General features: G+C 53.1%; 24 protein-coding genes. 11 read left to right on the forward strand and 13 right to left on the reverse strand.

The window, feature by feature from the left end; translation table 11 throughout:
* Positions 1–148: 148 nt before the first annotated feature.
* A complete protein-coding gene (locus ACHHV8_RS25715) occupies positions 149–727 on the reverse strand; it encodes a DUF1802 family protein (protein WP_395162244.1) in 579 nt (192 codons plus the stop codon).
* Between the two features lie 153 nt (positions 728–880).
* Here ACHHV8_RS25715 and ACHHV8_RS25720 point away from each other — a divergent pair, with 153 nt between their 5' ends.
* Positions 881–1,054 (forward strand): asparagine synthase, encoded by a 174-nt coding sequence (locus tag ACHHV8_RS25720; RefSeq protein ID WP_395162245.1) that lies wholly within the window; start codon positions 881–883, stop codon positions 1,052–1,054.
* A gap of 61 nt (positions 1,055–1,115) precedes the next feature.
* Here the strand turns inward: ACHHV8_RS25720 and ACHHV8_RS25725 are convergent, their stop codons facing one another.
* Complete coding sequence (locus ACHHV8_RS25725; protein WP_395162246.1) at positions 1,116–1,286, reverse strand: hypothetical protein; 171 nt, start codon at positions 1,284–1,286, stop codon at positions 1,116–1,118.
* Between the two features lie 224 nt (positions 1,287–1,510).
* Between ACHHV8_RS25725 and mtnK the strand changes: the two genes are divergently transcribed.
* Both mtnK and mtnA read left to right on the forward strand, forming a co-directional pair.
* The gene (gene mtnK, locus ACHHV8_RS25730; protein ID WP_395162247.1) at positions 1,511–2,716 is read left to right on the forward strand and encodes an S-methyl-5-thioribose kinase; all 1,206 of its coding nucleotides are present in this window, start codon (positions 1,511–1,513) and stop codon (positions 2,714–2,716) included.
* Between the two features lie 117 nt (positions 2,717–2,833).
* Positions 2,834–3,919, forward strand: coding sequence for an S-methyl-5-thioribose-1-phosphate isomerase (gene mtnA / locus ACHHV8_RS25735; protein WP_395162248.1), 1,086 nt, complete (start codon positions 2,834–2,836; stop codon positions 3,917–3,919).
* An 83-nt stretch (positions 3,920–4,002) separates the two neighbouring features.
* On the opposite strand, the gene ACHHV8_RS25740 is transcribed toward mtnA, so the two are convergent.
* Entirely contained in the window at positions 4,003–5,328 is a 1,326-nt protein-coding gene (locus ACHHV8_RS25740; RefSeq protein WP_395162249.1) for a nucleotide sugar dehydrogenase, read from the reverse strand.
* Positions 5,329–5,528: 200 nt separating this feature from the next.
* Here ACHHV8_RS25740 and ACHHV8_RS25745 point away from each other — a divergent pair, with 200 nt between their 5' ends.
* The 6 genes from ACHHV8_RS25745 (at position 5,529) to ACHHV8_RS25770 (ending at position 13,532) form a co-directional block, all read left to right on the forward strand.
* Complete coding sequence (locus ACHHV8_RS25745) at positions 5,529–6,248, forward strand: glycosyltransferase family 2 protein (protein WP_395163628.1); 720 nt, start codon at positions 5,529–5,531, stop codon at positions 6,246–6,248.
* 229 nt (positions 6,249–6,477) lie between these two features.
* Positions 6,478–8,151 (forward strand): efflux RND transporter periplasmic adaptor subunit, encoded by a 1,674-nt coding sequence (locus ACHHV8_RS25750; RefSeq protein WP_395162250.1) that lies wholly within the window; start codon positions 6,478–6,480, stop codon positions 8,149–8,151.
* 30 nt (positions 8,152–8,181) lie between these two features.
* Positions 8,182–8,931, forward strand: coding sequence for an ABC transporter ATP-binding protein (locus ACHHV8_RS25755; RefSeq protein ID WP_395162251.1), 750 nt, complete (start codon positions 8,182–8,184; stop codon positions 8,929–8,931).
* Positions 8,928–10,109 carry an ABC transporter permease gene (locus tag ACHHV8_RS25760; protein ID WP_395162252.1) on the forward strand — a complete coding sequence of 394 codons (1,182 nt, stop codon included), beginning with the start codon at positions 8,928–8,930 and terminating at the stop codon, positions 10,107–10,109. The genes ACHHV8_RS25755 and ACHHV8_RS25760 overlap by 4 nt, the downstream gene beginning before the upstream one ends.
* Positions 10,110–10,148: 39 nt before the next feature.
* A complete protein-coding gene (locus ACHHV8_RS25765) occupies positions 10,149–12,470 on the forward strand; it encodes a hypothetical protein (protein ID WP_395162253.1) in 2,322 nt (773 codons plus the stop codon).
* Between the two features lie 204 nt (positions 12,471–12,674).
* Complete coding sequence (locus ACHHV8_RS25770) at positions 12,675–13,532, forward strand: hypothetical protein (protein ID WP_395162254.1); 858 nt, start codon at positions 12,675–12,677, stop codon at positions 13,530–13,532.
* 144 nt (positions 13,533–13,676) lie between these two features.
* On the opposite strand, the gene ACHHV8_RS25775 is transcribed toward ACHHV8_RS25770, so the two are convergent.
* Entirely contained in the window at positions 13,677–14,270 is a 594-nt protein-coding gene (locus ACHHV8_RS25775; protein WP_395162255.1) for a hypothetical protein, read from the reverse strand.
* 215 nt (positions 14,271–14,485) lie between these two features.
* On the opposite strand from ACHHV8_RS25775, the gene ACHHV8_RS25780 reads away from it, so the two are divergent.
* A complete protein-coding gene (locus tag ACHHV8_RS25780; RefSeq protein WP_395162256.1) occupies positions 14,486–15,847 on the forward strand; it encodes a sensor histidine kinase in 1,362 nt (453 codons plus the stop codon).
* 177 nt (positions 15,848–16,024) lie between these two features.
* Here the strand turns inward: ACHHV8_RS25780 and ACHHV8_RS25785 are convergent, their stop codons facing one another.
* The 3 genes from ACHHV8_RS25785 to ACHHV8_RS25795 form a co-directional block, all read right to left on the reverse strand.
* A complete protein-coding gene (locus tag ACHHV8_RS25785) occupies positions 16,025–17,395 on the reverse strand; it encodes an Ig-like domain-containing protein (protein ID WP_395162257.1) in 1,371 nt (456 codons plus the stop codon).
* A gap of 13 nt (positions 17,396–17,408) precedes the next feature.
* A complete protein-coding gene (locus ACHHV8_RS25790; protein ID WP_395162258.1) occupies positions 17,409–18,059 on the reverse strand; it encodes an Ig-like domain-containing protein in 651 nt (216 codons plus the stop codon).
* Between the two features lie 70 nt (positions 18,060–18,129).
* Positions 18,130–19,398 carry an Ig-like domain-containing protein gene (locus tag ACHHV8_RS25795; protein ID WP_395162259.1) on the reverse strand — a complete coding sequence of 423 codons (1,269 nt, stop codon included), beginning with the start codon at positions 19,396–19,398 and terminating at the stop codon, positions 18,130–18,132.
* A 198-nt stretch (positions 19,399–19,596) separates the two neighbouring features.
* Here ACHHV8_RS25795 and ACHHV8_RS25800 point away from each other — a divergent pair, with 198 nt between their 5' ends.
* The gene (locus ACHHV8_RS25800; protein ID WP_395162260.1) at positions 19,597–20,151 is read left to right on the forward strand and encodes a general stress protein; all 555 of its coding nucleotides are present in this window, start codon (positions 19,597–19,599) and stop codon (positions 20,149–20,151) included.
* A 155-nt stretch (positions 20,152–20,306) separates the two neighbouring features.
* Here ACHHV8_RS25800 and ACHHV8_RS25805 read toward each other — a convergent pair whose 3' ends face one another.
* From ACHHV8_RS25805 to ACHHV8_RS25830, 6 genes are all read right to left on the reverse strand, one after another.
* Positions 20,307–21,101 carry an SDR family NAD(P)-dependent oxidoreductase gene (locus tag ACHHV8_RS25805; RefSeq protein ID WP_395162261.1) on the reverse strand — a complete coding sequence of 265 codons (795 nt, stop codon included), beginning with the start codon at positions 21,099–21,101 and terminating at the stop codon, positions 20,307–20,309.
* A 24-nt stretch (positions 21,102–21,125) separates the two neighbouring features.
* Complete coding sequence (locus tag ACHHV8_RS25810; protein ID WP_395162262.1) at positions 21,126–22,286, reverse strand: UxaA family hydrolase; 1,161 nt, start codon at positions 22,284–22,286, stop codon at positions 21,126–21,128.
* 13 nt (positions 22,287–22,299) lie between these two features.
* Entirely contained in the window at positions 22,300–22,620 is a 321-nt protein-coding gene (locus tag ACHHV8_RS25815) for a UxaA family hydrolase (protein ID WP_395162263.1), read from the reverse strand.
* A 13-nt stretch (positions 22,621–22,633) separates the two neighbouring features.
* Positions 22,634–23,551, reverse strand: a complete 918-nt coding sequence (locus ACHHV8_RS25820) for a fumarylacetoacetate hydrolase family protein (protein WP_395162264.1) — start codon at positions 23,549–23,551, stop codon at positions 22,634–22,636.
* Positions 23,552–23,767: 216 nt separating this feature from the next.
* Positions 23,768–24,541, reverse strand: a complete 774-nt coding sequence (locus ACHHV8_RS25825) for an SDR family NAD(P)-dependent oxidoreductase (protein WP_395162265.1) — start codon at positions 24,539–24,541, stop codon at positions 23,768–23,770.
* Positions 24,542–24,571: 30 nt separating this feature from the next.
* A complete protein-coding gene (locus ACHHV8_RS25830; RefSeq protein WP_395162266.1) occupies positions 24,572–25,339 on the reverse strand; it encodes an IclR family transcriptional regulator in 768 nt (255 codons plus the stop codon).
* Positions 25,340–25,475: the final 136 nt, after the last annotated feature.

Genomic DNA, 25,475 nt, shown 5'->3' on the forward strand with positions numbered 1-25,475 from the left:
GATATTCTAATTCTTATTTAATAATCATTCTAAACTGATTATCAATGAGAATCAATGTTAATATATTATAACCTACGGTCTCTAATCAATAAAGCCCTATTCGGCTATTTCTATACTTTTTTATATAATAAGTATTGACTTTACCCCGTCAGCTTAAACCCAGCTTTGCATGAACCTGTCCGATCCGTTCGCGAAATTGCTCTTCATCCAGCACCGGCCTGCGCTCCGCCCGATCCAGGGCTTCGTTATCCAGCTGTATCCACGACTTGCACCCGAGATACGATGGGAGAATAGGCAGCCTGACCGCTTCCGTCAGCTCGTACACTCTGAGAAGCATCAGGTGCAGGGGCTTGGTTCTTTTCCACTTCAGTCTTTCTTCGGCAAAGGTGTCCGTCCAAATATGTAAGTCCCCCAGCTTGTTCAGCTGCTCTTGATCTTCGATGAGGATATCCTCGACAAGCTCCGCATAGCATCGAATCGTAACTTCCGTATCCTCAAGGCTCCAGCCTTCCAGCGTTTGATCCAGCTGCTGCTGGTATGCCGGCTTAATCCACAGCTTCTTCTGATGCTCATAGGTCGGAAACAAGTAAAAGCTCTCGCTTTCGATCTGAAAATCGCGCGTTTCTTCCCGTATGCCTCCCTTGCGCATCATCAAGATTTGCTGTCCGTTCCTCAGCGCTTCCACCGCTACCGCCCACTCTTTTAACGCAACAGGTTGATTGGCCACTTCTCAATCTTCCTTTCTTGATATCGTTCGTCCCCATAACAATTAATTATAAAATTTTTGGAAGATAGAATGCAACTGTTGGCAGGGATATTTCCGTTACAAAAATCCGAACCTATAGCTGCACCACAACATCTGCGGAGGAGGACACGAACAATGCGTGAAGGACTGATTCCAACGGTTCTAGGTACGGCTGTCGCTGCGTCAGGTGTAGCCATGCGCGGCAAGTTTCCTATGGCGGCAGCTGCCGTAGCAGGCTTTGGTCTCGCCCATGTAGTATTGGGAGCGATCGATTTGGTGGAGCACAGAAACCGCGGCAGATCGTTTTAAAGGAAAGGAACAGCCAAAAGGGAAGGCATCGGTATGCCCTCCCTTTTTGGTTATGATCTATTTATTGCCCTTTTACATACAGCTGGTCTGAATGGATCCGCTCATATTGCTGCTGATTGACTTTCATCGGGTTGGAGCTTAATGCCGTCGGGGTTTCTTCCGATTGTGCGCCCAGCATAAGAACAATACATAATGCCGCTGCGGCAAACAGTAACTTCGCTATCATTCTCACTTAAAGAAAACCTCCCTTTGTCCTTCTCCTCCTTTCTATTGTAAAGCTCTGCGTCAGGGGCATATTATCGGCAGATGAAGTTTTTGTAAAAGGGGTGTCGATAAACGGAAGGAAGGAAAGGCAGCCCAGGCCCCTTCGGCCGCCAACTCTCTCTTTGCCCACCGCATACAATTTGCTATACTATGGAATGATAGTTTATCGGAAAAGGGAGGATATTCATAGTTATGTCTACTTATCATGCTTTGAGCGAAGCTGAAGCAATTGAATATGCACGCAATATTCCTGATTTGTTCACCCCCGGCAGCGAGCTTCACAGCCGTGAAATCGGAGACGGCAATCTGAATCTTGTATTCCATATTACCGAGCCTTCGACGGGTAAAAGCCTTATTCTGAAGCAAGCGCTGCCTTATGCAAAGGTCGTAGGCGAATCGTGGCCGCTGACGCTCGACCGCGCCCGCATCGAAAGCGAAGCGTTGATGATCCAGGAATCGCTGTGCCCGGAGCTCGTGCCCCACGTCTACGTGTATGATAAAGAGCTCGCCCTTACGGCGATGCAGGATTTAAGCGATCATGTCATCATGCGCAGAGGCTTGATCGAAGGCAACCGTTATCCTCTGTTTGCCGGGCATATCGGCACATTCCTGGCCAGAACGCTGTTCTTCACTTCCGATCTCGGAATGAACCAGCAGGAGAAGAAGCTGCGCGTGAAGCAGTTCATTAACCCGGAGCTGTGCAAAATTACCGAGGAGCTCATCTTCGACGACCCTTACCGCGACGCGGAAACAAACGATATTCCTCCCGCCATCCGCGATGCGGTGGAAGCGTTGTGGAGCGATAACGAGCTGAAGCTCGAAGCGGCGATTTTGCGCAGCGGCTTTTTGACCAAAGCCCAGTCATTGCTGCACGGCGATCTGCATACCGGCAGTATCTTCATCAAGCCGGATTCGACGAAGGTGATCGATCCCGAATTCGCCTACTACGGACCTATGGGCTTCGATATCGGCGCCGTTTTTGCCAACCTGCTGCTGAATTATGCCGCACAGGAAGGCTGGAGCAAGGATGATGCTTCCCGCCAAGATTTCCGCAATTATTTGCTCGGCACCGTTCAGGAAGTATGGGAAACGTTTGAGCGCGAGTTCCGGACGCTTTGGGACGAGCATGGCACGGACCGGATGTTCAAGACGCCGGGCTACCAGGACTGGTACATGCAGGAAGTGCTGCGCGATACGTTCGGCTATACCGGCAGCAAAATGGTCCGCCGCGTATTCGGCCTCGCCCAGGTCGCCGACATCAACAAGCTGGAGGATGCCGCCGCAAAGGAACGCGCCCAGCGGATCGCCCTGCAAATCGGCACCAGCCTGATTAAACATAATCGGAAAGCAGCGTCCATTCACGAGCTGCTCGATATCGCTCAAAAAACGGTCCGTTAACCGGACATTGGCCGGAAGGCTGATCCTTTAATTTAATATAAAAGCCTGCCGGATAGGAATCGGGAAGCACAGGCCGGATTGCGGCCCTGCTTTCCCTAGAAAAGGAGCCTACTAACCATGAATACATTAGACAAATCAACGGAAACCGCCGACTGGCTGCAGTCGGTGCGATGGAATTCCGCGGAGCAGCAGCTGGACCTGCTGGATCAGCGCCTGCTGCCCGATGAGATTGTATACCTGCCGCTCGTTACCTCCGAGCAAGTCTGGAATGCGATCAAGCAGCTGGCCGTACGCGGAGCGCCGGCGATCGGCATTTCGGCGGCGTTCGGGGTTTACCTCGGCGTACGCTCTGTCAGCGGCAGCCGGGAACAGCTGCTTGAAGCGGCCGTCAAGCAGTGCGACTATTTGGCGACGTCGCGCCCGACGGCGGTGAATCTGTTCTGGGCGCTGGACCGGATGAAGCAGCGCGCAGAGCAGCTCGCTTCCGAAGGCGGAGAGCCGGAAGCTATGAAGCAGGCGCTGCTGGACGAAGCGAAGCTGATCCAGAGCGAGGATGAGGAGACGTGCCGCCTGATCGGCGAGCACGCCTTGTCCTTGTTCGAGGACGGCATGGGCGTCCTTACGCACTGCAACGCCGGCGGCCTGGCCACGGCGCGCTACGGCACGGCGCTGGCGCCGATGTACCTGGCGCAGGAGCGCGGCATCCAGCTGAAGGTGTTTGCCGACGAGACGCGTCCGGTGCTGCAGGGTGCGCGCCTGACGGCGTTCGAGCTGCAGCAGGCCGGCGTCGACGTGACGCTGATCTGCGACAATATGGCCGGCGCTGTCATGAACAAAGGCTGGGTGCAGGCGGTTATCGTCGGCACCGACCGGGTGGCTGCCAACGGCGACGTCGCCAACAAGATCGGCACGTACAGCGTGGCCGTGCTGGCGAAGGCCCACGGCATTCCTTTTTACGTGGCCTGCCCGATCTCCACGATCGACATGAATACGCCGACCGGCGCGGACATTCCGATCGAGGAGCGCCATGAAGACGAGATCACGCAGGGCTTCGGCAAGCGTACGGCGCCTCAGGGCATCAAGGTGTACAACCCTGCCTTCGATGTAACGCCGAATGAGTACGTTACGGCGATCATTACGGAGAAGGGCATCGTCCGCGCTCCGTTCGCAGAAAACCTAAAAAAATTATTCGAGCAAGCCTGACGAACCGAATCTTATATAAACGAACAACGACCGCGTCGCCCCTTACGGAGCACGCGGTCGTATTTTTTTCAGCGGAAGCGAGCTTAAAGCTCGAATGCTCCGCCGCCCAGCCGGCGAATGACGGCATTTCCCTGGATATCCCCCGTTACGTTGCGGGTGTCGAAGATCATTTTGGCATGATCGGCCATCAGCTGCAGCGGCATTTGCCGGTGATCGGTATGAAGCACGACACACTCTGCTGCAGACAGCGCCTCTTCCGTCAGCTCCACGCTATGCAGCCTATGCCCGTTCTCCAGGCTCAGCTCAGGGATATAAGGGTCGTGGTAGCTCACGTCCACTCCTTCCTCGATCAGCAGCTGCAGCAGCTCGATTGCCGTTGATTCCCGAACGTCATTCGTATCCTTCTTATAAGTGACGCCGTACACAAGGATCGGAACCCCTTGCAGCGAGTGTTTGTTCGGCATACTCCATTTCAGGCAGCGCACGACGTACTGCGGCATCTCCAGGTTAATCCGGTGCGCAAGGCCGATCATCCGGCTCTCCGTCCCCCGCTCCTGCGCCTTCCACTGCAGATACAGCGGATCGACAGGAATACAGTGTCCTCCGATACCCGGACCGGGATAAAAAGCGCTGAACCCGAACGGCTTCGTACTGGCTGCTGCGATGACCTCCCATACATCGATTTGCAGACGATCGCAAATTTGCGCGAATTCGTTAATGAAAGAGATGTTAATCAAGCGGTAGCTGTTCTCCAAAATTTTGGCCGCTTCCGCCGCATCAGTGGATGACGTCGGCACAACCTTTTCGAACACCTGGCTGTACAGCTCCTGCACGCGGTCCCGGCATTCGGGCGTTACTCCGCTGATCACCTTCGGAATCTGCTCCACCTTGTACTGCTTGTTGCCCGGGTCGATCCGTTCGGGCGAATAGCCGATGTACAGGTCCTTACCGGCGGTGAAACCGTATTTCTCCAATAATGGCAGCATGACCTCCTTGGTCGTTCCGGGATAGGTCGAGCTTTCCAAAATAATCGTTTGACCCGGCTGCAGATGAGGCCCGAGCATGCTGCATGTTTCCAGCAGATAGCTTAGATCGGGCGTATGCTCTCGCGTCAGCGGGGTAGGCACACATATAATGATAGAGTCTACTGTCTCTATTTCGGCAAAGCTATTACTGGCTATGAATCTATGGGACGAAACAACAGACTGCATTTCCGCATCACTTACATGGGGAAGCGGACTTTTCCCTTTGTTTAACAGCTCGTTTTTTCCTGCATTGACATCTATCCCTGTGACCTGAAAGCCTTTATTAACAAAGGCAATCGCCAGCGGCAGACCTACATATCCCAACCCCACCACGGCGACGGAACGAAGGTGGTGATTCAATTGGTCTCCTATCCTATTACTCATCAGTATCCCTGCCTTTACAAGATGATTTACTTGATTAATATATTAGAGATTCCGATGATGAGGCACGTCTCATGTCCTATCTTTCTAAGAACTTTTCATTATTCCTATATTTGTCTTGGGAGGGTAGATGCCGTTCCTGCTCATCTGTCCCCGTCATAATGTGATAGGAGTATTGATGTCAGGGAAGGGACTGATTGACGATGCCGAAGCAGGGCGTCTCCGTTGTAACCTGTACAAACCGTCCGCGATTTTTCAAACGGCTGTTGAATAATTACAAACGGCAGGGCTGGAAGAAAAAAGAGCTGATCATTGTCTTGAACCGCGATGATATGAAGCTGAAAACCTACCGCGAAAAAACGGAAGACTATGAAAGCATCTCCGTTTATAAAGTGCCTGAGCATAAAAATTTGGGCTCCTGTCTCAATTACGGCATACGCAAAGCCAAATACGGGATCATCGCCAAATTCGACGATGACGACTATTACGCGCCAAGCTATCTCAAAGGAATGATCCGGGCCATGAAGCGTTCGGGCGCTTCCATCGTAGGCAAGCGCACGTTCTACATGTATTTGGAAGGCAGAAAGCTGCTTCTGCTGATGCGGCCCAAGCGGCAAAACCGGATGGTCCGCCATGTCGCCGGGGCCACCTTGTTCTTTAAGAAAAAGGTGGCCAAGAAGGGCCCCTTCTCCACCCGGCTGAAGTCAGGTTCCGACGTGCGGTTCCTGAGAAAAAGCAGGGCTCACGGCTTTCATATTTATTCCGGGGATAAATACAATTTCGTTGCGATCCGGCGAAAAAGTAAAAAGAATCATACGTGGAAGATCAAGGACAGCAAGCTGCTGAAGGGCAACGCCAAAATCATTGCCGAAACGGAGCATTACCGGAAGCGTGTAAAAAAGAAGTATTCCAAAAAAAGCTAAGCAGGAGCTATAAAAACGAATCTAGATCGCGCCTGAGCGATAAAGATTCGTTTTTTTCGTTTAAAATGGAAGAAAAACGCAGGATTTAAAGGTCATTGGGCGGTAATTCATCATTTTTTCACACTTATTCATGGTCTATTAAGCTTAATTTCACACTTAATTCACAAACCGTTGATAAAGTAAAAAAACAGCAAGCACGAAGTTGAAATGTCGGAAAGGAGAAGCATGAATGGTATTGCAGCGCAGCAAAAAATGGATAGCTGTCATTATTGGGCTGGCTTTGGTCGGCGGCGGTTCCTATTATTATTACACGCATAACGCGAAGAAGCCGGCAGCCACAGCCCAGGAAAATGTCGTGACAATTAAAAAAGGTGCTATCACCTCTTCCGTATCGGGGACTTCTCAGTTCGAGGCGCGGGATATTCAGAATATTATCGCCCCGGTGGACGGCACGATTAAGACGATGAATTTAACGAGGAACCAAGAGGTGAAGAAAGGGGATGTATTGTTCGAAATCTCCGACCTGAGCCTGGAGGCGAATCTTCAGGATGCTCAGGTGACCTTGACGCAGCAGCAAAAGGATTTGGCCGATCTGCAGGAGCAGCAAAACAACATGAAGGTGTATGCTCCGATCAGCGGTACGCTGACGCTGTCCTCCAACCTCGACACCGGTTCCAGCATTAGTAAAAACGGGCGTATCGGCACGATCTCCGATCTTTCCTCCATGACGACCAAGCTGCCGTTCCTGCTGGAAGACGCGGTTCAATTGAAAAAAGGCGATACGATCGACCTGACGGTCGACGGGTTTAACCTGACGAAAACCGCAACGGTCGTTTCCGTCAGTCAGCAGCCTAAAGGCGACGCCAGCGGAGCCAAGCTGCTCGACGTGGAAATCAACGTGAAGAACGACGGCTCGCTGAACGCAGGCATGAATGTGAAGGGCAGCGTGACGCTCGGAGGCAGAACCGCCCAATCCACAGGCAAAGGCGTGCTCGACTTCAATAAAGTCGAAACGGTATTGTCCGCCGCCAGCGGGACGATCGATGAAGTTAACATTAAATCCGGCAACTTCATTAATAAAGGCGAGCTGATCGTTTCGATCACGAACGATACGCTTCAGAACGATATTCTGAACAAGCAGGCCTCCATTGAAAAACAAAAAATTACGATTAACGACTACCAGGATAAGCTGAAGCAGTTAACGATAACCGCTCCGTTCGACGGCGTGTTCTCGACAGACTTTGCCAACAAGAAGACCAATGTGCTTGCAAGCTACCCTGCAGGCTCCAAGATCGAGGCCCAAACCCAGCTTGGCGCCGTAGCCAGCCTGGATTATATGCAGCTTCCCGTGCAAGTCGACGAGCTGGATCTGACCAACGTCAAAGTCGGGATGAAAGCAACGGTCAAGGTCGATTCGATCTCGAACAAAACGTACGAGGGCGAAGTAAACCAGGTTTCCACCGTCGGTACGACAACGAACGGCGTTACTTTCTTCGACGTCGGGATTTCGGTTAAAAACGACGGCCAATTGCGCAACGGCATGACCGCAACCGCCGAAATTATTATTCAAGACAAAAAGGACATCGTGCTTCTTCCTCTTGAGGCGCTTCAGCAGCAGCAGGGCAAGCGCTACGTTACTCTGGTGAAGCCGGACGGCACGAAGGAAGAGAAGCATGAGATCAAAATCGGCATACGCAACAAGACTTATGTCGAGGTTACGGATGGCTTGAAGGAAGGCGATAAAATCCTGATTGCCGCAAGCAAAAAAGAAGCTACTTCTCAAGACGAAATCAACCGGATTCGCCAACAGTTCCAAAACGGCGGCTTCCAGGGCGGTGGCGGCGGTTTTGGCGGAGGCGGCGGCAGCTTCGGCGGCGGTGGCGGCGCTACCCGTCGAAATTAGGATCCCTCGCAGAAAGGAGGATTGGCAGCAATGAATGCCATCATCGATTTACAAAACATCGTGAAGGAATATCAGCGAGGCACAGAAAAGCTTCGTATTTTAAACGAAATTTCGCTGTCTGTTACAACCGGGGACTTTGTCGCGATCGTCGGACCGAGCGGTTCGGGTAAATCTACCCTTATGAATACCATCGGGTTGCTGGACATTCCCACCTCCGGTTCTTATCTTCTGGATGGCGTCGCAACCGAAAAAATGAGCGATAACCAATTAGCCGAATTTCGCAATTTAAAAATCGGATTTATATTTCAGCAGTTTAACCTGCTCCCTAAGCTTAATGCCATTGAGAACGTAGAGCTGCCAATGATCTATGCAGGCTACAGCAAGAAGGTCCGGCGGGAAAAAGCGCAGGAAATGCTCGAGCTGCTGGGCATGGGCACACGGGGACATCACAAGCCAAGCGAGCTTTCGGGCGGTCAGCAGCAGCGTGTAGCTATTGCCAGAGCACTGTCCATCTCTCCTTCCTTGCTGCTTGCCGATGAACCGACCGGGGCTCTGGATTCCAAGACAGGTAATGAAGTATTGGAGCTTATGATCAAATTGAACGACCAGGGAAACACCATTGTCCTGATTACCCATGACAATCATATCGCCGAGAATGCCCGCCGGGTGATTTCCATCCGGGACGGTCAAATTTTCAAGGATGAGCGCTTGCGTCCTCTGCCTTCGGAATCGGCTCAGGTTCCGGCTTCGGCTTCATCTCCGGTAGAGGTGATGTCATGAAATTGTTTGAATTGATTTACATGGCTATGCGGACCGTCGTCAATAATCCGATGCGGACGCTGCTTACCATGCTGGGTGTCATCATTGGCGTCAGCTCGGTGGTTACCCTGGTAGCCATCGGGCAGGGCACATCGGCTGCGATCGAGAAGCAGTATGAAGCCCTCGGAACGAACTTGATCGTCGTGAACCTGATGGGGAACGGACGGGCCACCCAGTTGGATTATAACGACCTGATGCAGCTGGAGCTGCTTCCAGAAATCCAGACGATTTCGCCGACCATTGTGAAAAGCGGCTCCAATATCAAATATGACCGGACCCAAGAGAAATACACGGTCGTCGGCACGAATCAGAACTATTTAACGCTCATGAAGGGTGAAATCGGGTCGGGCCGGTTTATTTCCGAAGCCGACCTGGAATTCCGCAATCAGATCGTCGTGCTCGGTTCGAATGTCGCCAAAAAGTATTTCGGGAATCTGGACCCGGTTGGGGAAGACGTCAATATTGACGGCGTCGTCTTTACCGTAGCCGGTGTCTTGAAGGAAAAAGGCTCCAATATCAGCGGGGGCGTGTCCCTGGATGATACCGCCTTTGTCCCGCTTATCACTGCACAAAGAGCGTTCAAGCTGGGAAGCATTCGGACCACCTATCTGGAGGCTCCTACGAAAGAGCAGCTTACCATGGCGCAAAACACCATTACGCAGTACCTGACGTATAAATTCAAAAGCTCGGACGGCTTCCAGATTCAAAATCAGGATGAGCTGATGAAAGCGCGTGTCGCCGCCTCCAGCTCGTTAAATAACCAGTTGATCAGCGTAGCCTGCATCTCCCTTCTGGTCGGCGGTATCGGGATCATGAATATCATGCTGGTTACCGTCAGCGAGAGAACCCGGGAGATCGGTATCCGCAAATCCATCGGTGCCAAACGCCGCAATATTCTGATGCAGTTTCTGATCGAAGCGACGGTCATCAGCGGACTGGGCGGGGTTATCGGCTTGCTGCTGGGCAGCGGCCTCGCATTGGCTTGGCCTCTCATTAACCCGGAGCAGCAGACGGTGCTTTCCTTCGACGTAGGGCTGTACTCCTTCTTATTCTCGGTCGGCGTCGGCATGATCTTCGGTTTGTATCCGGCCAACAAGGCTTCCAAGCTGCGTCCGATCGATGCACTGCGTACCGACTAAACTAGCGCAATAGATCACGATTTATGGGAGGAGATTATTTTGAAACACCATTCAAGCAAGCAGCCGTTTCGGGCCAAAAGAACCGCCTGGCTTTGTACGATTGCCGTTTGCACCGCTTTAATAGCTAACGCACCGCTGGCTTCCGCAGGGAAGCCCGGCGTATTTATTGCCAACGATACTTATTTTACATTAGAGAATGCGTCCTTCCTCTCCGGCTCGGATTCGTCCGCTCTGCAATTCTCGTTGAAAATGCACAACGGAAGCGGCGGTTCGATCGATTTCAACGGCTATGGCGTGCAGATCGTCGACGAGCAAGGCAACAGCTTCCCTGCCAAGCTGACCAGTCAGCAAAACGCCCGCGTCAATGCCGGGCAGGAGCAGCAGTTCAGCTTCGTTTCGCAGATGGGGGTCAACGTGAACCCTCAAAGCCTGAAGGTTCACCTGTTCTCCTGGGATTCCAGCGCACCGTCCTTTATGCGCGGCATCGGTGACCTGGAGGTGGCCCCCGCTGTGTCTAACGGCGGACTCAATCCGGCTCAAGCCATGCTGATCTCGATGAAGGATATCGATTCTTCCTATTCTCCTGAAGCGATGGCGGCGATGCGCATCGGCAACAGCTACCCGGTAACGGAGAACGGTACCCAATACTTATATACGGATCTCTATGTAAGAAACGCAGGCTCCTCGAACTTCCAGCTGCCTTCCGGACTGCAGTTCCGGATCAAGGGAGCCGACGGCTTGACTTACAGCTCGTCGATCGTCAACACCTCGCAGGAGGTGCTGCTGCCGAACAAGCTGAATAAAATTAAAATTCGTACGACGGTGCCCGAGGGCCTGAATGCGGAAAGCACCCGCCTGGAAGCTTTCTATACGGATGCTTCTATAGATCACGTATTGGGCAGCATTCCGCTGGCCGGTATGGTAAACGCAATTACCATCGGAACAGAGCAGCCCTACTCGCTGTATGGAACGGATAACGGACTCAAGATTAAAGCCGAGCAGGCCACGGCCGTTAAGCAGGCCGAAGGCATGATGCTTCAAACTACCGTTACCCTTCGCAATGACGGGACCGGCGTGGTGGCTCTGCCGGAGCTGACAGGATTGTTCCAATTGGGCAAAGAAAGCTTGACCGCTGCAGTGCAGGATAAATCGACCGACAGCAGCTTCTTGACGCCGAATCAATCCGCGACCTTCCATTATGCGGTGTCCATCCCTGACGGCGTCGATCCCGGAACGGTGAAGCTGGCTCTATTCGAAGCCGTGAACAGCTCCTCCAACAGCTCGAGCAATTCTTCAAACAATGCCTCGAGCAATTCGAACAGTTCCAGTAATTCGAATAACAACAGCAATTCAAACAGCAGCAGCAGTTCGAGCTCAAGCAATTCAAACAACTCGAACAGCTCCGGGTCTAGCTCCTCGGCAAGCGGCAGCACAAGCTCGGGAACGAGCGGCCAATCGTCTTCAAGCTCGTCCGGTTCTTCCAGCTCCACCAAGAACGGTACGTCCGTAAGCTCCAACAGTCTGCCGGTGCTGTTGATCGACCTGACGGGGACGCAGCAGTCCAGCAGCTCCGCCGTTCAGGCAAGACCTTACCAGCTTGGCGATAAGCTGATCCTGGCGCCGAACGGACTGATCGACAAAAATCTGAGCATCTCGCTTGTCGAGCTTCACATGCACGAGAATGAGGATTTCGGTTATAAAACGGCCATCGGTAAATATAAAATTACGAATACAGGCTCCAGCACTCTCACCATACCGGATATCGGAACTGAACTGGTCAACGACAGCGGCATGGCCTTCACCGGAGTGAAACAGGCTTCCTCCATGACAACCATTATGCCGAACACCAGCTATGTGGTCAGCTATTCTTACCAGGTTCCGACCGAAACGCAAAATTGGCAGAACCTTGCACTGAACATTATCGATCCGAAAACCGCAGCGCCGAACAAGCTGTCGATCGGCACCTTCCAGGTAGCGGTTCAAAGCGAAGCCATTGACAATGTCATCAGCTTCTATCCGTTCCAGGTCACATTTAACTCTTATGCGATTCAAACCTTGTACAGCTCCGGCTACCAGTACCAGCTGAGCCTCGATTTGACTATCGATCATACGGATAATGTCATCGTGGATCAAAACTTCTCCAAAATGGAGTTCGAGCTGGTCGACGGACTGGGCCGTACGATAGGCACCCAATCGAAGACATTTACGGGAACCGATAAGCTCATTACCGGCAACCAAAAAATCGTATTCAGCGACATTAAGACAGAGCAGTTTGACAACAACATGGTGATTAATGTGTATGAAACCATTGATACGCCATCGGGCACTACCAAACGGCTCGTGAAGCAGTTAAAAGAATAGGCTGCACAAGACATGCAAAAACCACCTCGCCTCAAGCGCGCTGCTACCGATTAGCAGCTCCTGAGGAGGTGGTTTTTATTTTTTGGTGCTCAGCACCCGACTTGTCCATCTCGTTGGACTTTACATAATCTTTGGAATCTTTCTCCATACTAATCATCAATAAGTAGTTCTGCTTGTCCTAGAAAGGAAAGGAGTCCTCTCCATATGAATCTCCATATTCCGAAGCAGCTGGCTCGATCCCAACCCGCCGGATGGTCTCTTATCTTCATAGGTACTTTATTGCTGACCTGGTTCACCGCGCAATCGGCGCATGCCCAATCGTATCGAGCCGCTGCGGGGCTGGCTGAATATGCAGCTGCTGATGCCGCTAGCCTGGTCACACTGCAAACGAACCGCGAAGACATCACCGGCGACGGGGTGCCCGATACGATTCGGATCGTCGGTCGCCCGTCGGAGACCAATCGCGGCAGCTATAACAAGCTGAGCTTGGAAATTCAGGATGGAGGCGAGCGGAAACAGACCTGCTTTTATATCGGCTCTGGCTACGCCCCGTTACTTAGATTAGTGGATTGGAACGGAGATCAGGTAAAGGATCTGTATCTGACCGTGTTCGATCCTTTTGACCGCCACCTCCCCGTCTATTCCATCTATACCAGGACGGATGCGGACGGCGGAGGTTCCCGGCTCACGCAACTGCCGCTTCCGCAGCCTTTGTCCGTTTCCGGCAGGCTGAAAGATAACTACAAGGTACAGGTTCGGCTCCGCAATACGAATCAGACCTTTCTGCTGGATAGGCGCGAACGCAGCGCAGCCTACGAACAGGCAGGCTATTACCAGAACGGCAGGCTGATTCGCCCCAAGCTTCTGGAGACCGCCGCGGAGTACAATGAGCTGCTCCCTGCCGATATCGATAAAGACGGCATCAGCGAGCTGAGAGGCCTGCAGCGCATCAGCGGCATCGGTACCGATGATGTGATAGCCTATGCAGCCTCCGTCTGGAAGTGGCGTTACGGACAATGGACGCTGATGCGGACAGAGCTGCTTTCTCAGGAACAGCTATAATATATGATCATCGAAAAATGAAACAGCCTCCGTCCTTTGGAAATCAGGACGGAGGCCATTGTTTTGTTATATCCGGTTCTTACCAGGAAGGGAAGCAGCGTCAGCTGGAAGAGCTTGCTGAAGAGAACCTCTTTTTCACAAGCGCTATACCAGCATCAGCTGCTTAAACTGCTGTGTTACAATATAATAGCGCAGCTTATTTAAATCGTCTTGGCTGATATAGTGAAGCTCGGCGCCGTATCGTATCGTTTTCTCCAGAATATGGCCGTAGCGCACAATCAGCTTCGGATAAATGCATTCCTCGTCACAGATAATCATGCTGTTGTAGACATGATGCATTTTGATGGAGAAATCGTTGATCTCAAACCCGATCCCTACACGGCTTACATCGGTAACCCGGACGGCTGTCGTTTTGAAATCGTCGTTGATGGTAGCAAACGTATTCAGCTTAAAGCTTTGGAAGGAGGACTGTTCTTCGCCGAACAGCTCCTCGTACACTTTCTTGGGCCGCGCTTTTATATGAAATACCTCCGCATTCGCAGGAGCCAGAATAACTTTCGCCGGGGACACATGAAGCACCCTCATGGAGAGACGTCGTTTAAAATCGAAGCAAATGGCGTAGTCCCCTGCGGCAAACGCCTCTGTCCCCTTCATCGTAATTTCCATAAGCTCCTCGTTATCATAACCAACCATACCTTCATAAACCTTTCCATTATGCAGTACCTGTATGTCTTTCATAACGGTCACCTCCTGACAACTTCCTTCTTCCTTATATTTCTACTATAAGAGATAAGCATTTAAAAAGTTTAAGGCAAATATTAGTAGATTATTAGATTTCATGACTGATTTTGTCGAATTGTGAAGATACTCCCGGAGCTGTTCATCTATTATTCATAATCCTGTGATACAATATTTTCAAATATTTCATTTGGGGTGCAGCATGACCAGGTACCTTGTATTTCCGAATTGTGATCACGTTTATCGCCATCGTTATTTTAAGCGGTATCGTGTCTTTTTTTCTGTCCGGCCAATTATTCAAGAGAGAAGCAACGGCGCAAATGCTCGACGACCTGCTTCAAACCGGTCAAACCATGATTCAACTGCTCAAGGAGCCTGACCTCAAGAAACCGGAGCTTTATTTGATCCGCATGGCGAACCAGCAAAATTTGGCGGTGACCGTCTATGACGAAATAGGCGGGGCAAGAAAATACGATACGCTTTCCCGCGATCGTATCCGGCCTATTCCCGACGCTACCGTCAAAGATGTGCTGTCGGGTGAGATTTATTACTCCGCCAACCGGCTGATGCCGGTTTCGCCGGAAGCGGCTTTTATCGGCCTGCCCTTTGAGCGCGACGGCCAGCGGTATGCTCTGTTCATCCAGCCCAACTTTGAGATTCGCAATAAGCAGCTGCTCCTGCTTCCGCTCGCCGTATTGTCTATCATTATCGGAATCGGCAGCATTATGACCTTCCTGCTCTCGCGATTTATCGTTCACCCTATCACCAAGCTCGCTGAGGCGACCAACGAAATGTCCAAGGGGAACTTTGATGTGCTCGTCCCGATCCGGCGGAGCGACGAGCTCGGCCAGCTGGCCCAAAGCTTCAATCATATGGCGGGAGAGCTCAGGCAGCTTGAACAGATGCGGCAGGACTTCATCTCCAACGTCTCGCATGAAATCCAATCTCCGCTCACCTCCATCCGCGGCTTCTCCGAAGCGCTGAAGGAGCCCGCAATCGAGCTGCAGGACCGTCTTCATTACGTGGACATCATTGAAACGGAAAGCGAACGGCTGTCCCGCATGGTTGATAATCTGCTCCGGCTCACTACCTTGGAATCCGGGCAGCAGCCTTACCCGAAGGAGCTGTTCGATCTCGACGAAGAATTGCGCAAGGTGGTCATCGTGAACCATTTGCTGCTTATGCAAAAAAGAATCGAGTACGATCTCTCGCTGCCCAAAATCAAACTGCTCGGAAATAAAGACCAGCTGTTTCAAATATGGACGAATCTCATACATAACAGCATCAAGTACACGCCTCAGGGCGGGTCCATCCGCATTCAGATCCAAAAGGACGGCGAGTATGTCCAGATCCGCTTTTCCGATTCGGGCATCGGGATTCCTCTCCAGGATCAGCCGCATATTTTTGAACGGTTCTATAAGGTCGATAAGTCGCGGGACCGTTCTGTCGGCGGCAACGGCTTGGGGCTCGCGATCGTCAAAAGGATCGTGGATATCCACCAAGGCAAGATTGAGCTCGAGAGCCAACCGGGAAAGGGAACGAGTATCACCATCTTATTACCCTGCTTTGCTCCATAAGAAAAGAGCTTTTCCATAGCTAAAATAACCCCACAAAGTGGCGCTAGTGCTTCGAAGCCGACTCAGGTACTTTGCGGGGCCCCGAAAACATATAAAACATGTCCAAAAAAGAGCTCCCTCTCAACAAATGAGAAGGAGCTCTTCTTTGGGTCAGGCTTGCGGCTGCGCCGCAGCCCGTTATTTTACAGTAAGCTGCAAGGAAGTGGTCTTCCCGGCGAATTTCACCGAGATGGTCGCTTTCCCCTTGCCGTAGGTTGTGATAATTCCGTCTTTCACGTCCGCCACTTTCGTATTGGAGCTTTTCCATACACCGCTGACCGTCACATCGCCGTCGGTTCCATCCTTGTACGTTGCAATGGCTTGAACCTGCTTGGTTTCGCCGACGGAAAGCGCGACATTGCGCTCATTCAGCTTAAAATATTTCAGCTCGTCCACGGTAACCGGAACGGAGATTGATTTGCCTCCGAACTTGGCCGTAAGCTTCGATTTGCCGGAGCCTACTGCCGTGATATTCCCGGCATCCACATCAACAATGTTGTAATTAGCCGTTGACCAGTCGGCTGACGCCGTTACATCTTGTTCCGAATTGTCGGAGAAGACGGCTGTCAATACCAGCGTATCCGTACCGCCGGATTTCAAGGAAAGCGACTTTTTGTTCACGACCAGCTTCTTCGCGACATCGACCTCTACCGGAACGGTAACGGTTTTACCGCCGTACTTGGCCGTAATCGTTGCTTTACCGCTGCCGTAGGCCGTCACCAGACCGTCGACGACATCGGCCACTTTATCGGAGCTGGTAGACCATTCGGCCTTCAGCGTAACGTCATCCACGCCGCGCTCCGAATCCGTCGCCGTCAGCTGCAGCTGCGCATCGGTTCCGCTCGCCATAATCAGCTGTTTCTGGCTCATCGCCAGCCGGCTGGCCTGCTGAACTTCGACATTGATCGTTTCCGTTTGCCCGCCGTATTTCACCGTAATTACCGCTTTACCGCTGCCTGTCGCTTTAATCAGGCCTTCGTTCACCTTCGCGATTTTATCCGAGGAAGTGGACCATTCCGCTTCGCTGGATACGTCTTTACGCGTTCCGTCCTTGAAGGAGGATTCAACCTTCACCTGCTTGGTCTCGCCTTCTTCGCTGAACAGCACCTTGCTGTCGCTCAAGGTCAGCGAGGAGACAACACCCACCGTGACCTTCACCGTCACGGACCGGTCGCCGAAGCTGGCGGTAATCGTCGTTTCGCCTTTATCGATGGTATGAACGTTCCCCTTGGATACATCCGCAACGGTAGCCAGCTTGCTTGTCCATACCGCTTTATCCGTCACGTCCACCTTGGTTCCATCGGCAAACGTGCTTGTCAGCTTCAGCTGCTCATAAACGCCCGGCTGCAGATTAATCTGCTCGCCATCTTTTAAATCCGCTTGCTGCCTGCTTACGGTCAGCGTCGAAGCCTGGTCGACGTCCACCGTGATTTTGGCGGTTTTGCCCCCCAGTACGGCCGACAAAACAGCATGTCCTACGGCATATGCCGTCACTTTGCCTTTTTGCACAGTAGCCACATCCTCATTGTCGGAAGGACCATACCGCTTTATCCGTAACATCGGCACTCTGCCCGTCGGCATAGGCTGCCGTCAGCTTCAGCTGCTCCTGCGAGGAAGAGCGCATCGATAACGATGTCGGGTCGAGCGTTAACTTTCTCGGCGTCGCCACATCGACATTTACCGTCGTTGTTTTACCGCCGTATTTGGCCGTAATGACCGCTTGTCCCAGCTTGATGCCGGTAATCAGACCCTTTGCATCCACCTGCGCGATATCTTCGTTATCCGACGACCATTCCGCTTTATCCGTTATATCTTCAGGCGTTGTGCTGTCCGGGAACGTGGAGGTTAAATGCACCTGCTTCGTTCCGTTCTCCTGAACGTAAATATCGGTTTGGTCCAGCTGCAGCAGCTGCGGTATTTCGACGCGCACCGTAGCCGTTACGGTTTTATCCCCGTATTTGGCCGTGACGGTCGTTTGTCCGCTGTTGATCGCCGTCAGCTTCCCTTTGCTTACATAGACGACGGAAGTATCGTCAGCGGTCCATTCCGCCTGATCCGTGACGACCGCTATAGAGCCGTCGGACATCGTCGCCGTAGCGATCAATTCGCCGGATTGGCCGGCGCGAAGCGATACATTCGCGGTGTTCAGCGTAAGCCCTCGGGCTACATCCACATCAACCACGAGCTTCGCGGTGTTGGAGCCGAAGCTCGCAACAATCGTCGCTTCACCGGTCGAGAATGCGCTAATCTTGCCTTTGGACGCGATCGCGATGTTTTCTTGATCCGAGGACCAGTTGAGCCCGTTCGGTCACATCCTCCGTCGTGCCGTCGGCATAGGTCGCCGTTAATTTGACCTGGGCCGTGCCGCCGGATTTCAATTGCACGCTGGTCGTATCCAGCTCCAGCTTGCGGGCCACATCCACATCGACCGTCACGGAAGTCGTTTTGCCCCCGTAGGAGCCCGTTACCGTCACCCGGCCGCTCGTGTAGGCCGTTACCGTTCCTTTATTCACCCCCGCAATCTCTTCGTTATCGGATGCCCACTCCGCTTTATCGGATACATCCTCCGAGGTGCCGTCCGCATAGGATGCGGTTAAAGTAATCTTCTTGTTCTCATTAACTTTCATGTATAATTCCGTTGGGTCAACCTCAAGCCGTTTCGGGATGTCCACATCGACCACGATCGATACGGACTTGCTTCCGTACCGTGCGGTCAGAGTCGCTTCACCGGTCCCGTAAGCCGTAATCAAGCCTTTAAAAGCATCCGCGACATCTTCCTGATTCGAAGACCATTCCGCGCGGTCGGAAATATCCTCATAATCCCCATTCTCGAACAGCGCCATCAGCTTCACCTGATGCTTGTCGCCGACCTTCATCGTTAGATCGCTCTGCTCGGTCTCAAGACGTCTGAGCGCGTCTACGCTGACGGGCACCGTCACGACCTGGCTGCCGAATTTGGCTGTAACGGTCGCCGTTCCGGCTGCAATCCCCGTCACCTGCCCAAGCGTTACCGTAGCTACGGAGTCATCGCTCGTCGACCATTCCGCTTTGCTCGTTACATTCTCGGTCGTACTGTCCGAATAGGTAGCCATCAGAGTAATCTGCTCGTCCGCGCCTACCCGAAGCGAAATATTCGTTTTATTTTTGGTCAGACTCGTTGCTTTCTTCTGCACATTAACATTAACAATCACCGTTTTGCCGGAGTAGGACGCCGTAATGACTGTACTGCCTTCCTTTTTCGCCGTAATGGCTCCTGCATACACCGAGGCAATCGTGGCATCTCCGGAATTCCAGTCCGTTTTCACAGTGACCGACGACGTGGTTCCGCTCTCATACACGGCAGTAGCCGTAAGCGAATACGTATCTCCTATTTCCATCGACACTTCATTCTTCGACAAAACCAGCTTGGAAATGACATCCTCTGCATACACAGAACCCATTCCGGTCAAGGGAAGACAAAGCACGAGCATCCATAGGAGGGCAAACCTGTAAAGCCTGCTAGACCGCTTCAAAACCATGCTCCTCTCGCAATTGATATGTATGTATTACTGGAAAAAAATATCAAATGAATATGAACGGAAGATGAACGGAAGATGAACAACTCGACAAAAACAGACAAAAACCCCTTCGTTTCAATTTGTCCCAGACGGGTAAGTAATACTGCGGTAGCAATTGCTTGACCTACTATTCACACTCAGGAGGTAATGGCTATGAATAACCATCAAAAAATTATCGGCGTATTTCAAACTGAGGGGGAAGCGATCCAAGCGGTGGATGCACTGAAAAAACAAGGCTATCGTTCGGACGAAATTTCTATTGTAGCGAAAAATAAAGATGATGTGGCCGCCATTGAAAAGGAAACCGGCACCAAGGCTCCGGAAGGGCTCGCGGCAGGCGCCGCTACGGGCGGTATTCTGGGAGGAACGGCAGGTCTTCTGGCCGGGCTCGGTCTGCTGGCCATTCCCGGCATCGGTCCGATTCTGGCAGCGGGCCCGATTGCGGCTACTTTAACGGGGCTGGCCGTAGGGGCCGGAGCCGGCGGTATTGTGGGCGGTCTGGTCGGTCTCGGCATTCCCGAGGACGAGGCCAACCGCTATAACGACTACGTGAATAACGGGCACATTCTCGTCATGGTGGACGCCCAGGCGGACAAGACCCGGAACGACACGGTGTATGACGCTTTCCGGACCTACAATTCGCTGAATGCGAATACGTACAATTCCGATTACGAAGCCGGTATTGGAACCGGCAGGACGATTCGATAAAAGGACAAGCGTGGCAAAAAGCCCTTCGGATGAGATATCCGAAGGGCTTTTGAACATACCAGAATTTATAATTTCGGGGTCCCCGCGAAGTACTTGAGTCCGCCTCGAAGCATATGACCCACTTTGTGGGGTTATTTTATGTGCCGGCTGTGCCGTCAGTGCTCCATATGATCTTCCGGCTGGGCCGCTTTAACCGTCAGCCCGCCGTCTACCATCAGCAGATGGCCGTTCACCTGCATCGCTTCCTCGGACGCCAGGAATACGACTGCGTCTCCGATTTGGCGAGCCGTACCGAGACGCTTCATCGGATTCGCTTCGACTTCTTTGGCGCGAATCGACGGATCGGCCAGGAAATCCGTGCACATATCGGTATCGACCGTGCTCGGTCCCACCGCATTGATGTTGATGTTATAGCGTCCGAGCTCGATCGCCATGCCTTTAGTCAGCATATGCGCTGCCGCCTTGGACGATTGATAGTGAGGAATGACCGGACTGGTCACCATAAGGCTCGCGGTGGACAGGACGTTAATGATTTTGCCGTAGCGCTTCTGAATCATCGATTTGGCCGCCAGCTGGGAAGTCAGGAAAATCGACTTCACATTCGTGTTATACGTGCGGTCCCACGTTTCCTCCGACACCTTCATAAAAGGCTCGAACGGAGCTATGCCCGCATTGTTCACCAATATTTCCACGTCTCCCAGCTGCTCTTGAACCTGCTGGAACATCGCTTCCACCTGTTCTTTGCTGCCGACGTCCGCTTGAACGACGATAGCCTTGCGGCCCATCGCTTCGATCTGCTCCTTCACCTTCTCGGCTAACGGGCGCGAGCGCTCCGACGTATAGTTCACGGCGACATGAGCGCCCTCCTCCGCAAGGCGGAGCGCAATCGCTTCCCCTATGCCGCGGCTGGCCCCGGTAACCAGGGCCACTCTATTGGATAATCTGGACATGTTGATCCTCCCCTGCTTCCGCTTCTACAAGCTGGGACCGATACGGTTAATGCTGAATTCCGTATGTCCCAAAATTTCCGCCTTGGTCAGCTTGCCATTGGCGACTTCCTGAATTTCCCGCCATACCCGCTCGCCGGCGTCTTCCAGGCTGAGCGTTCCTTCGAGCATATCGCTCACATCGATATCCATGTTATCGTTCATGCGCTCGAACATCCGCTTGTTGCCCGTAATCTTGATAACCGGCACTACGGCGGAGCCGGTAGGCGTACCCCGGCCGGTGGTGAAGCATACCAAATGCGCGCCGCCGGCCGCCATGCCCGAGACGCATTCGATATCATTGCCCGGCGAGTCCATGAAATACAAGCCATGCTTCGGCAGCCGCTCCGCATATTCGACGATGCCCTGAATCGGCGCATTGCCGCACTTGCTGATGCAGCCGAGCGATTTCTCTTCAATCGTCGTCAGGCCGCCGGCGATATTGCCCGGGCTCGGATTGCCTCCGCGCATATCCGCTCCCATCCGCTCGACCTCTTTCTCGAAGCGGTCGACGATATGGTAAAGCTGATCCGCCGTCTCCTGCGTCGCACACCGGGATGCCAGCACATGCTCCGCTCCGATAATCTCCGTCGTCTCCCCGATGACGACGCCGCCGCCCTGCTGAATCAGCTTATCGGCCGCAGCCCCGAGCGCCGGATTCGATGCCAGGCCGGAGGTCGCATCCGAGCCGCCGCATTTCACGCCGATGATCAGCTCGCTCAAAGGAATCGGCTCCGGCTTCATCGCATCCAGCTCCGCCCGCATTTTACGGGCGATCTCTACGCCATGCTGGATCGCCTTGACCGAGCCGCCGACCGATTGAATGTCGAACACCTCGACCAGCTTCCCCGTCGGGCGGATCGCATCGGCCAGGGCGTGCGGATCGACGACCTCGCAGCCCAGGCTGATGATGATTACGCCGCCAACGTTCGGGTTGCGCCCGGTTCCCGCCAGTACCTCGAACGTCCGGTCCTTATCCGCTCCGATCTGGCTGCATCCGTGCTGATGCGGAATGGCGACCGTCTCCGGCACCATCTGAGAAATACGGTTGACCACCTGATTGGAGCAAATAACCGTAGGAATAATGAGCAAATGATTGCGGATGCCCACGGTACCGTCCGATCTTCTATAACCCATCATATGACTCATGCTAATCTCCTCCTCAGCTCTTCACGGCCTGATCGCCGCGCCCGCGGATACCTTCCACATTGTGTACATGCACATGCTGTCCCGCACGAATATCCGCCGTTGTACGGCCGATGATTTCACCGTACTTGCGAATGTCCGTTCCTTGAGCCACATCCTGAATCGCTACTTTATGTCCGAAAGGAATCGCATCGAGCAGCTCCAGCTCGCGCACCTGATCCTGTACGCGGTAACTTATTTTCTGACCCGGCTGCAGATCCTTGATCGCCGTAGCGACATGATCGCGCGCATCCATAACCAGCGCATCCGCGCCGGCTTCGATTTGATGTCCTGCCATCGTCGGAATCCTCCTATACCCGCTCCGCCACCATCCGGTTGGTCAAGGAGCCCAGCTTCTCGATTTCGATCGTCACGATATCGCCGTCCTTCAGATAAACCTGTTGCTCTTCAGGCAGGCCCAGCACAACGCCTTCCGGCGTGCCTGTCAGGATAATATCGCCCGGAACCAGAGTCATATGCTGTGAAATGTAGCTTACGATTTCGTCGCAGTGGAAAATCATATCCGAGGTGTTCGAATTTTGGCGCACTTCGCCGTTTACGATGCAGCGGACAGCCAGATCGTTCGGATTGCCGACTTCGTCCGCCGTAACAAGGTAAGGTCCGAGCGGGCTGAATCCGTCGCAGCTTTTGCCGAGCAGCCACTGCTGGGTGCGCATTTGCAGATCGCGGGCCGACAGGTCGTTTACATTGCAGTACCCGAATACATGGTCCAGCGCGTCGGCTTTCTCTACGTATTTCGCTTCTTTGCCAATAACAATGACTAGCTCCGCCTCATAATCGACCTTGCTCGTTACCTTCACCGGAAGCGGCACGTCGGAGCCATGGCCTGTCAGCGTATTATTGAACTTATTGAACAGAATCGGATACTGCGGTATGGCGGCATTCGTTTCTTCCGCATGCTTGCGGTAGTTCAAGCCGACGCAAATGATTTTATTCGGACGCGTCACGCACGGAGCCAGAGTCAAATCCGATTCCTGCAAAAGATAGCCTGCGGCTTTGCCTTCCGCTGCAGCCAAAGCCTGGTCCACGTAAGCCTGCAGAGCTGCAACCGCTGCGCCGCCGCCGTTAATGACTTCATGAACGTCCGCAGGAACAGCCGCGCCTGCAGCTGGAACCGCTTGCAGCGCCGCTGCAATGTGGATGACCCCTTGTTCGGTTTTAACGCCTAATTGTTCCTGACCGTTAGAAAGAAATGTTAGAAGTTTCATAAGTGCATACCTCCAATAAAATTAGTAGGAATAGTTGGATAAACGGTGGATTGTGACTCATACCATTTAATACCAATAGAATACGGTTCTTTCATACTGCCGTCCGCGCCATAACCAAGCGGAGTCTGAGCGTGGCTCAGCACCGGCGCTTCCTGAAATGATGTATGCCCCCGCTTCCGCTTCCGCGCGCAGCGGCCGTATGCCAGCACACACAGGCTATGCGTCTTTGCCGAAAACAACGCCGCCGTCGATATACAGCGGAGAGCCCATCATAAATTTCGATTCGTCGGATGCCAGGAACAATGCCGCTTTCGCCACATCCTCCGGTCTGCCCAGATCGCCGCTCAGCTGACGCTTCTTCAATGAAAGGATAGCGGCCTCCGGATCGTCGTACGAGGTGCGCAGGTAATTTTCCACAAAAGGCGTCATGATCGTGCCCGGAAGCAGCGCATTAACCCGGATGCCGTAAGGGGCATAGTCCACCTGCATCGATTTCGTCAGCGACAGCACCGCGCCTTTGGTTGCCGAATAGGAAGCCCGGCGGCCCAAGCCGATTTCCGCGATGCAGGAGGACATATTAATGATCGAGCCCTCCCGGCGCTCCATCATATGCGGAAGCACATATTTGCTCGGCAGGAACACGCCGCGGATATTTACTTTAATGACGCGGTCCCAGTCGTCCGGGTCCACCTCGTGAATCGCACCGACGCCGCTGATGCCCGCATTGTTGAACAGCACATCAATGCGCCCGTGGGCCGCAATGATTTGATCGACCATCCCTTTGACCGAATCGGGATCGGTCACATCCGCCTGAATGAATTGGGCTTGGCCCCCCGCCTGTTGAATCTCGCCGACGGTTTCCTCGCCCTTCTCCACGGACAGATCGTTCACGATCACTGTAGCGCCTTCCCCAGCGAATAATAGAGCCGTAGCTTTGCCGATACCCGAGCCCGAGCCGGTGATCAATATGATCTTGTTAGAAAGTCTCATTGTGCAGAACTCCCTTCCTCCACCCATAGTTTATAGGCCCGCCTGTACCGCATCCTGCGATAATCTGGCGGCTAATGCACAAATTTCCCGCTGCGCGAGCTCCCGCTTCTGCTCCCACTCATGCTGGAACATCGAGCAGCTGATCGCCGCTACCGTCCGGCCCTGCGCATCACGTACCGGTGCCGCCACGCAGCAGAAGCCCATGACGGCTTCCTGAAGATCGAAGGCGTACCCCTGCTTGCGCGCGATAGCCAGCTGTTCCTTCAGCTCGCTGCGAGTTCGGATCGTGTGCGGCGTCGTCTCGGGAAGCAGCGCTTCCTCCGGATACAGCGCATCAAGCTCCGTCTCGTCCAGCGCCGCAAGCATCGCCTTCCCAAGCGCCGTTACGTGAGCAGGCAGCTTCATGCCCGGCTCGGAAGCCAGGCGGACAGGCGCCGGCATCTCTTCCTTGGCCAGATACAAAACCTCGGTACGGTCCAGCTTGGCAAGCTGAATCGTTTCTTGAATCGTATGCTTCGTAACCCCCGCTTCCTTACGGAACCGGTCGATTAAGCTAAACTGCTTGAAAAAAGCGTTTCCAACCAGCCCAAGCCTCGCCCCCAGGGAATACGTGCTCTCCGGCTCGCGGATTACCCACTCCAGCGCCTCCATCGTGGTAAGCAGCGAAAACATGGAGCTCTTGTTAATGCCCAGCTGCTTCGACAGATCGATCAGCTTCAGCTTGGACGGCTGCTCTGCGATCAGCTGCAGCACATCGTTGGCTTTCTCCAAAGCCGGCACCCAATATTTCTTTTCCATGGCATCTCCCTATCCAGCTCTCTGTAAACGCAGATGGTTTATTATAATAAACCACGGTTTACTATAATCTATATTTTCATCCTATCACCGAGGTTAGGGGATGTCAACGGGTTTTCAGCCAATCTTTTCTTGTATG

Origin of the sequence: Paenibacillus sp. TAB_01 (assembly GCF_043945595.1) — a bacterium.
GTDB lineage: Bacteria > Bacillota > Bacilli > Paenibacillales > NBRC-103111 > Paenibacillus_S.

Bases quoted from the DNA above. Each gene is read 5' to 3' on its own strand.
- mtnK (WP_395162247.1), top strand. From the start codon at position 1,511: ATGTCTACTTATCATGCTTTGAGCGAAGCTGAAGCAATTGAATATGCA.
- ACHHV8_RS25815 (WP_395162263.1), bottom strand. From the start codon at position 22,620: ATGGCAGGACATCAAATCGAAGCCGGCGCGGATGCGCTGGTTATGGAT.
- ACHHV8_RS25830 (WP_395162266.1), bottom strand. From the start codon at position 25,339: ATGGAAAAGAAATATTGGGTGCCGGCTTTGGAGAAAGCCAACGATGTG.
- ACHHV8_RS25720 (WP_395162245.1), top strand. From the start codon at position 881: ATGCGTGAAGGACTGATTCCAACGGTTCTAGGTACGGCTGTCGCTGCG.
- ACHHV8_RS25760 (WP_395162252.1), top strand. From the start codon at position 8,928: ATGAAATTGTTTGAATTGATTTACATGGCTATGCGGACCGTCGTCAAT.
- ACHHV8_RS25750 (WP_395162250.1), top strand. From the start codon at position 6,478: ATGGTATTGCAGCGCAGCAAAAAATGGATAGCTGTCATTATTGGGCTG.
- ACHHV8_RS25775 (WP_395162255.1), bottom strand. From the start codon at position 14,270: ATGAAAGACATACAGGTACTGCATAATGGAAAGGTTTATGAAGGTATG.
- ACHHV8_RS25800 (WP_395162260.1), top strand. From the start codon at position 19,597: ATGAATAACCATCAAAAAATTATCGGCGTATTTCAAACTGAGGGGGAA.
- ACHHV8_RS25740 (WP_395162249.1), bottom strand. From the start codon at position 5,328: ATGAGTAATAGGATAGGAGACCAATTGAATCACCACCTTCGTTCCGTC.
- ACHHV8_RS25810 (WP_395162262.1), bottom strand. From the start codon at position 22,286: ATGAGTCATATGATGGGTTATAGAAGATCGGACGGTACCGTGGGCATC.
- ACHHV8_RS25755 (WP_395162251.1), top strand. From the start codon at position 8,182: ATGAATGCCATCATCGATTTACAAAACATCGTGAAGGAATATCAGCGA.
- ACHHV8_RS25825 (WP_395162265.1), bottom strand. From the start codon at position 24,541: ATGAGACTTTCTAACAAGATCATATTGATCACCGGCTCGGGCTCGGGT.
- ACHHV8_RS25770 (WP_395162254.1), top strand. From the start codon at position 12,675: ATGAATCTCCATATTCCGAAGCAGCTGGCTCGATCCCAACCCGCCGGA.
- mtnA (WP_395162248.1), top strand. From the start codon at position 2,834: ATGAATACATTAGACAAATCAACGGAAACCGCCGACTGGCTGCAGTCG.
- ACHHV8_RS25820 (WP_395162264.1), bottom strand. From the start codon at position 23,551: ATGAAACTTCTAACATTTCTTTCTAACGGTCAGGAACAATTAGGCGTT.
- ACHHV8_RS25805 (WP_395162261.1), bottom strand. From the start codon at position 21,101: ATGTCCAGATTATCCAATAGAGTGGCCCTGGTTACCGGGGCCAGCCGC.
- ACHHV8_RS25745 (WP_395163628.1), top strand. From the start codon at position 5,529: ATGCCGAAGCAGGGCGTCTCCGTTGTAACCTGTACAAACCGTCCGCGA.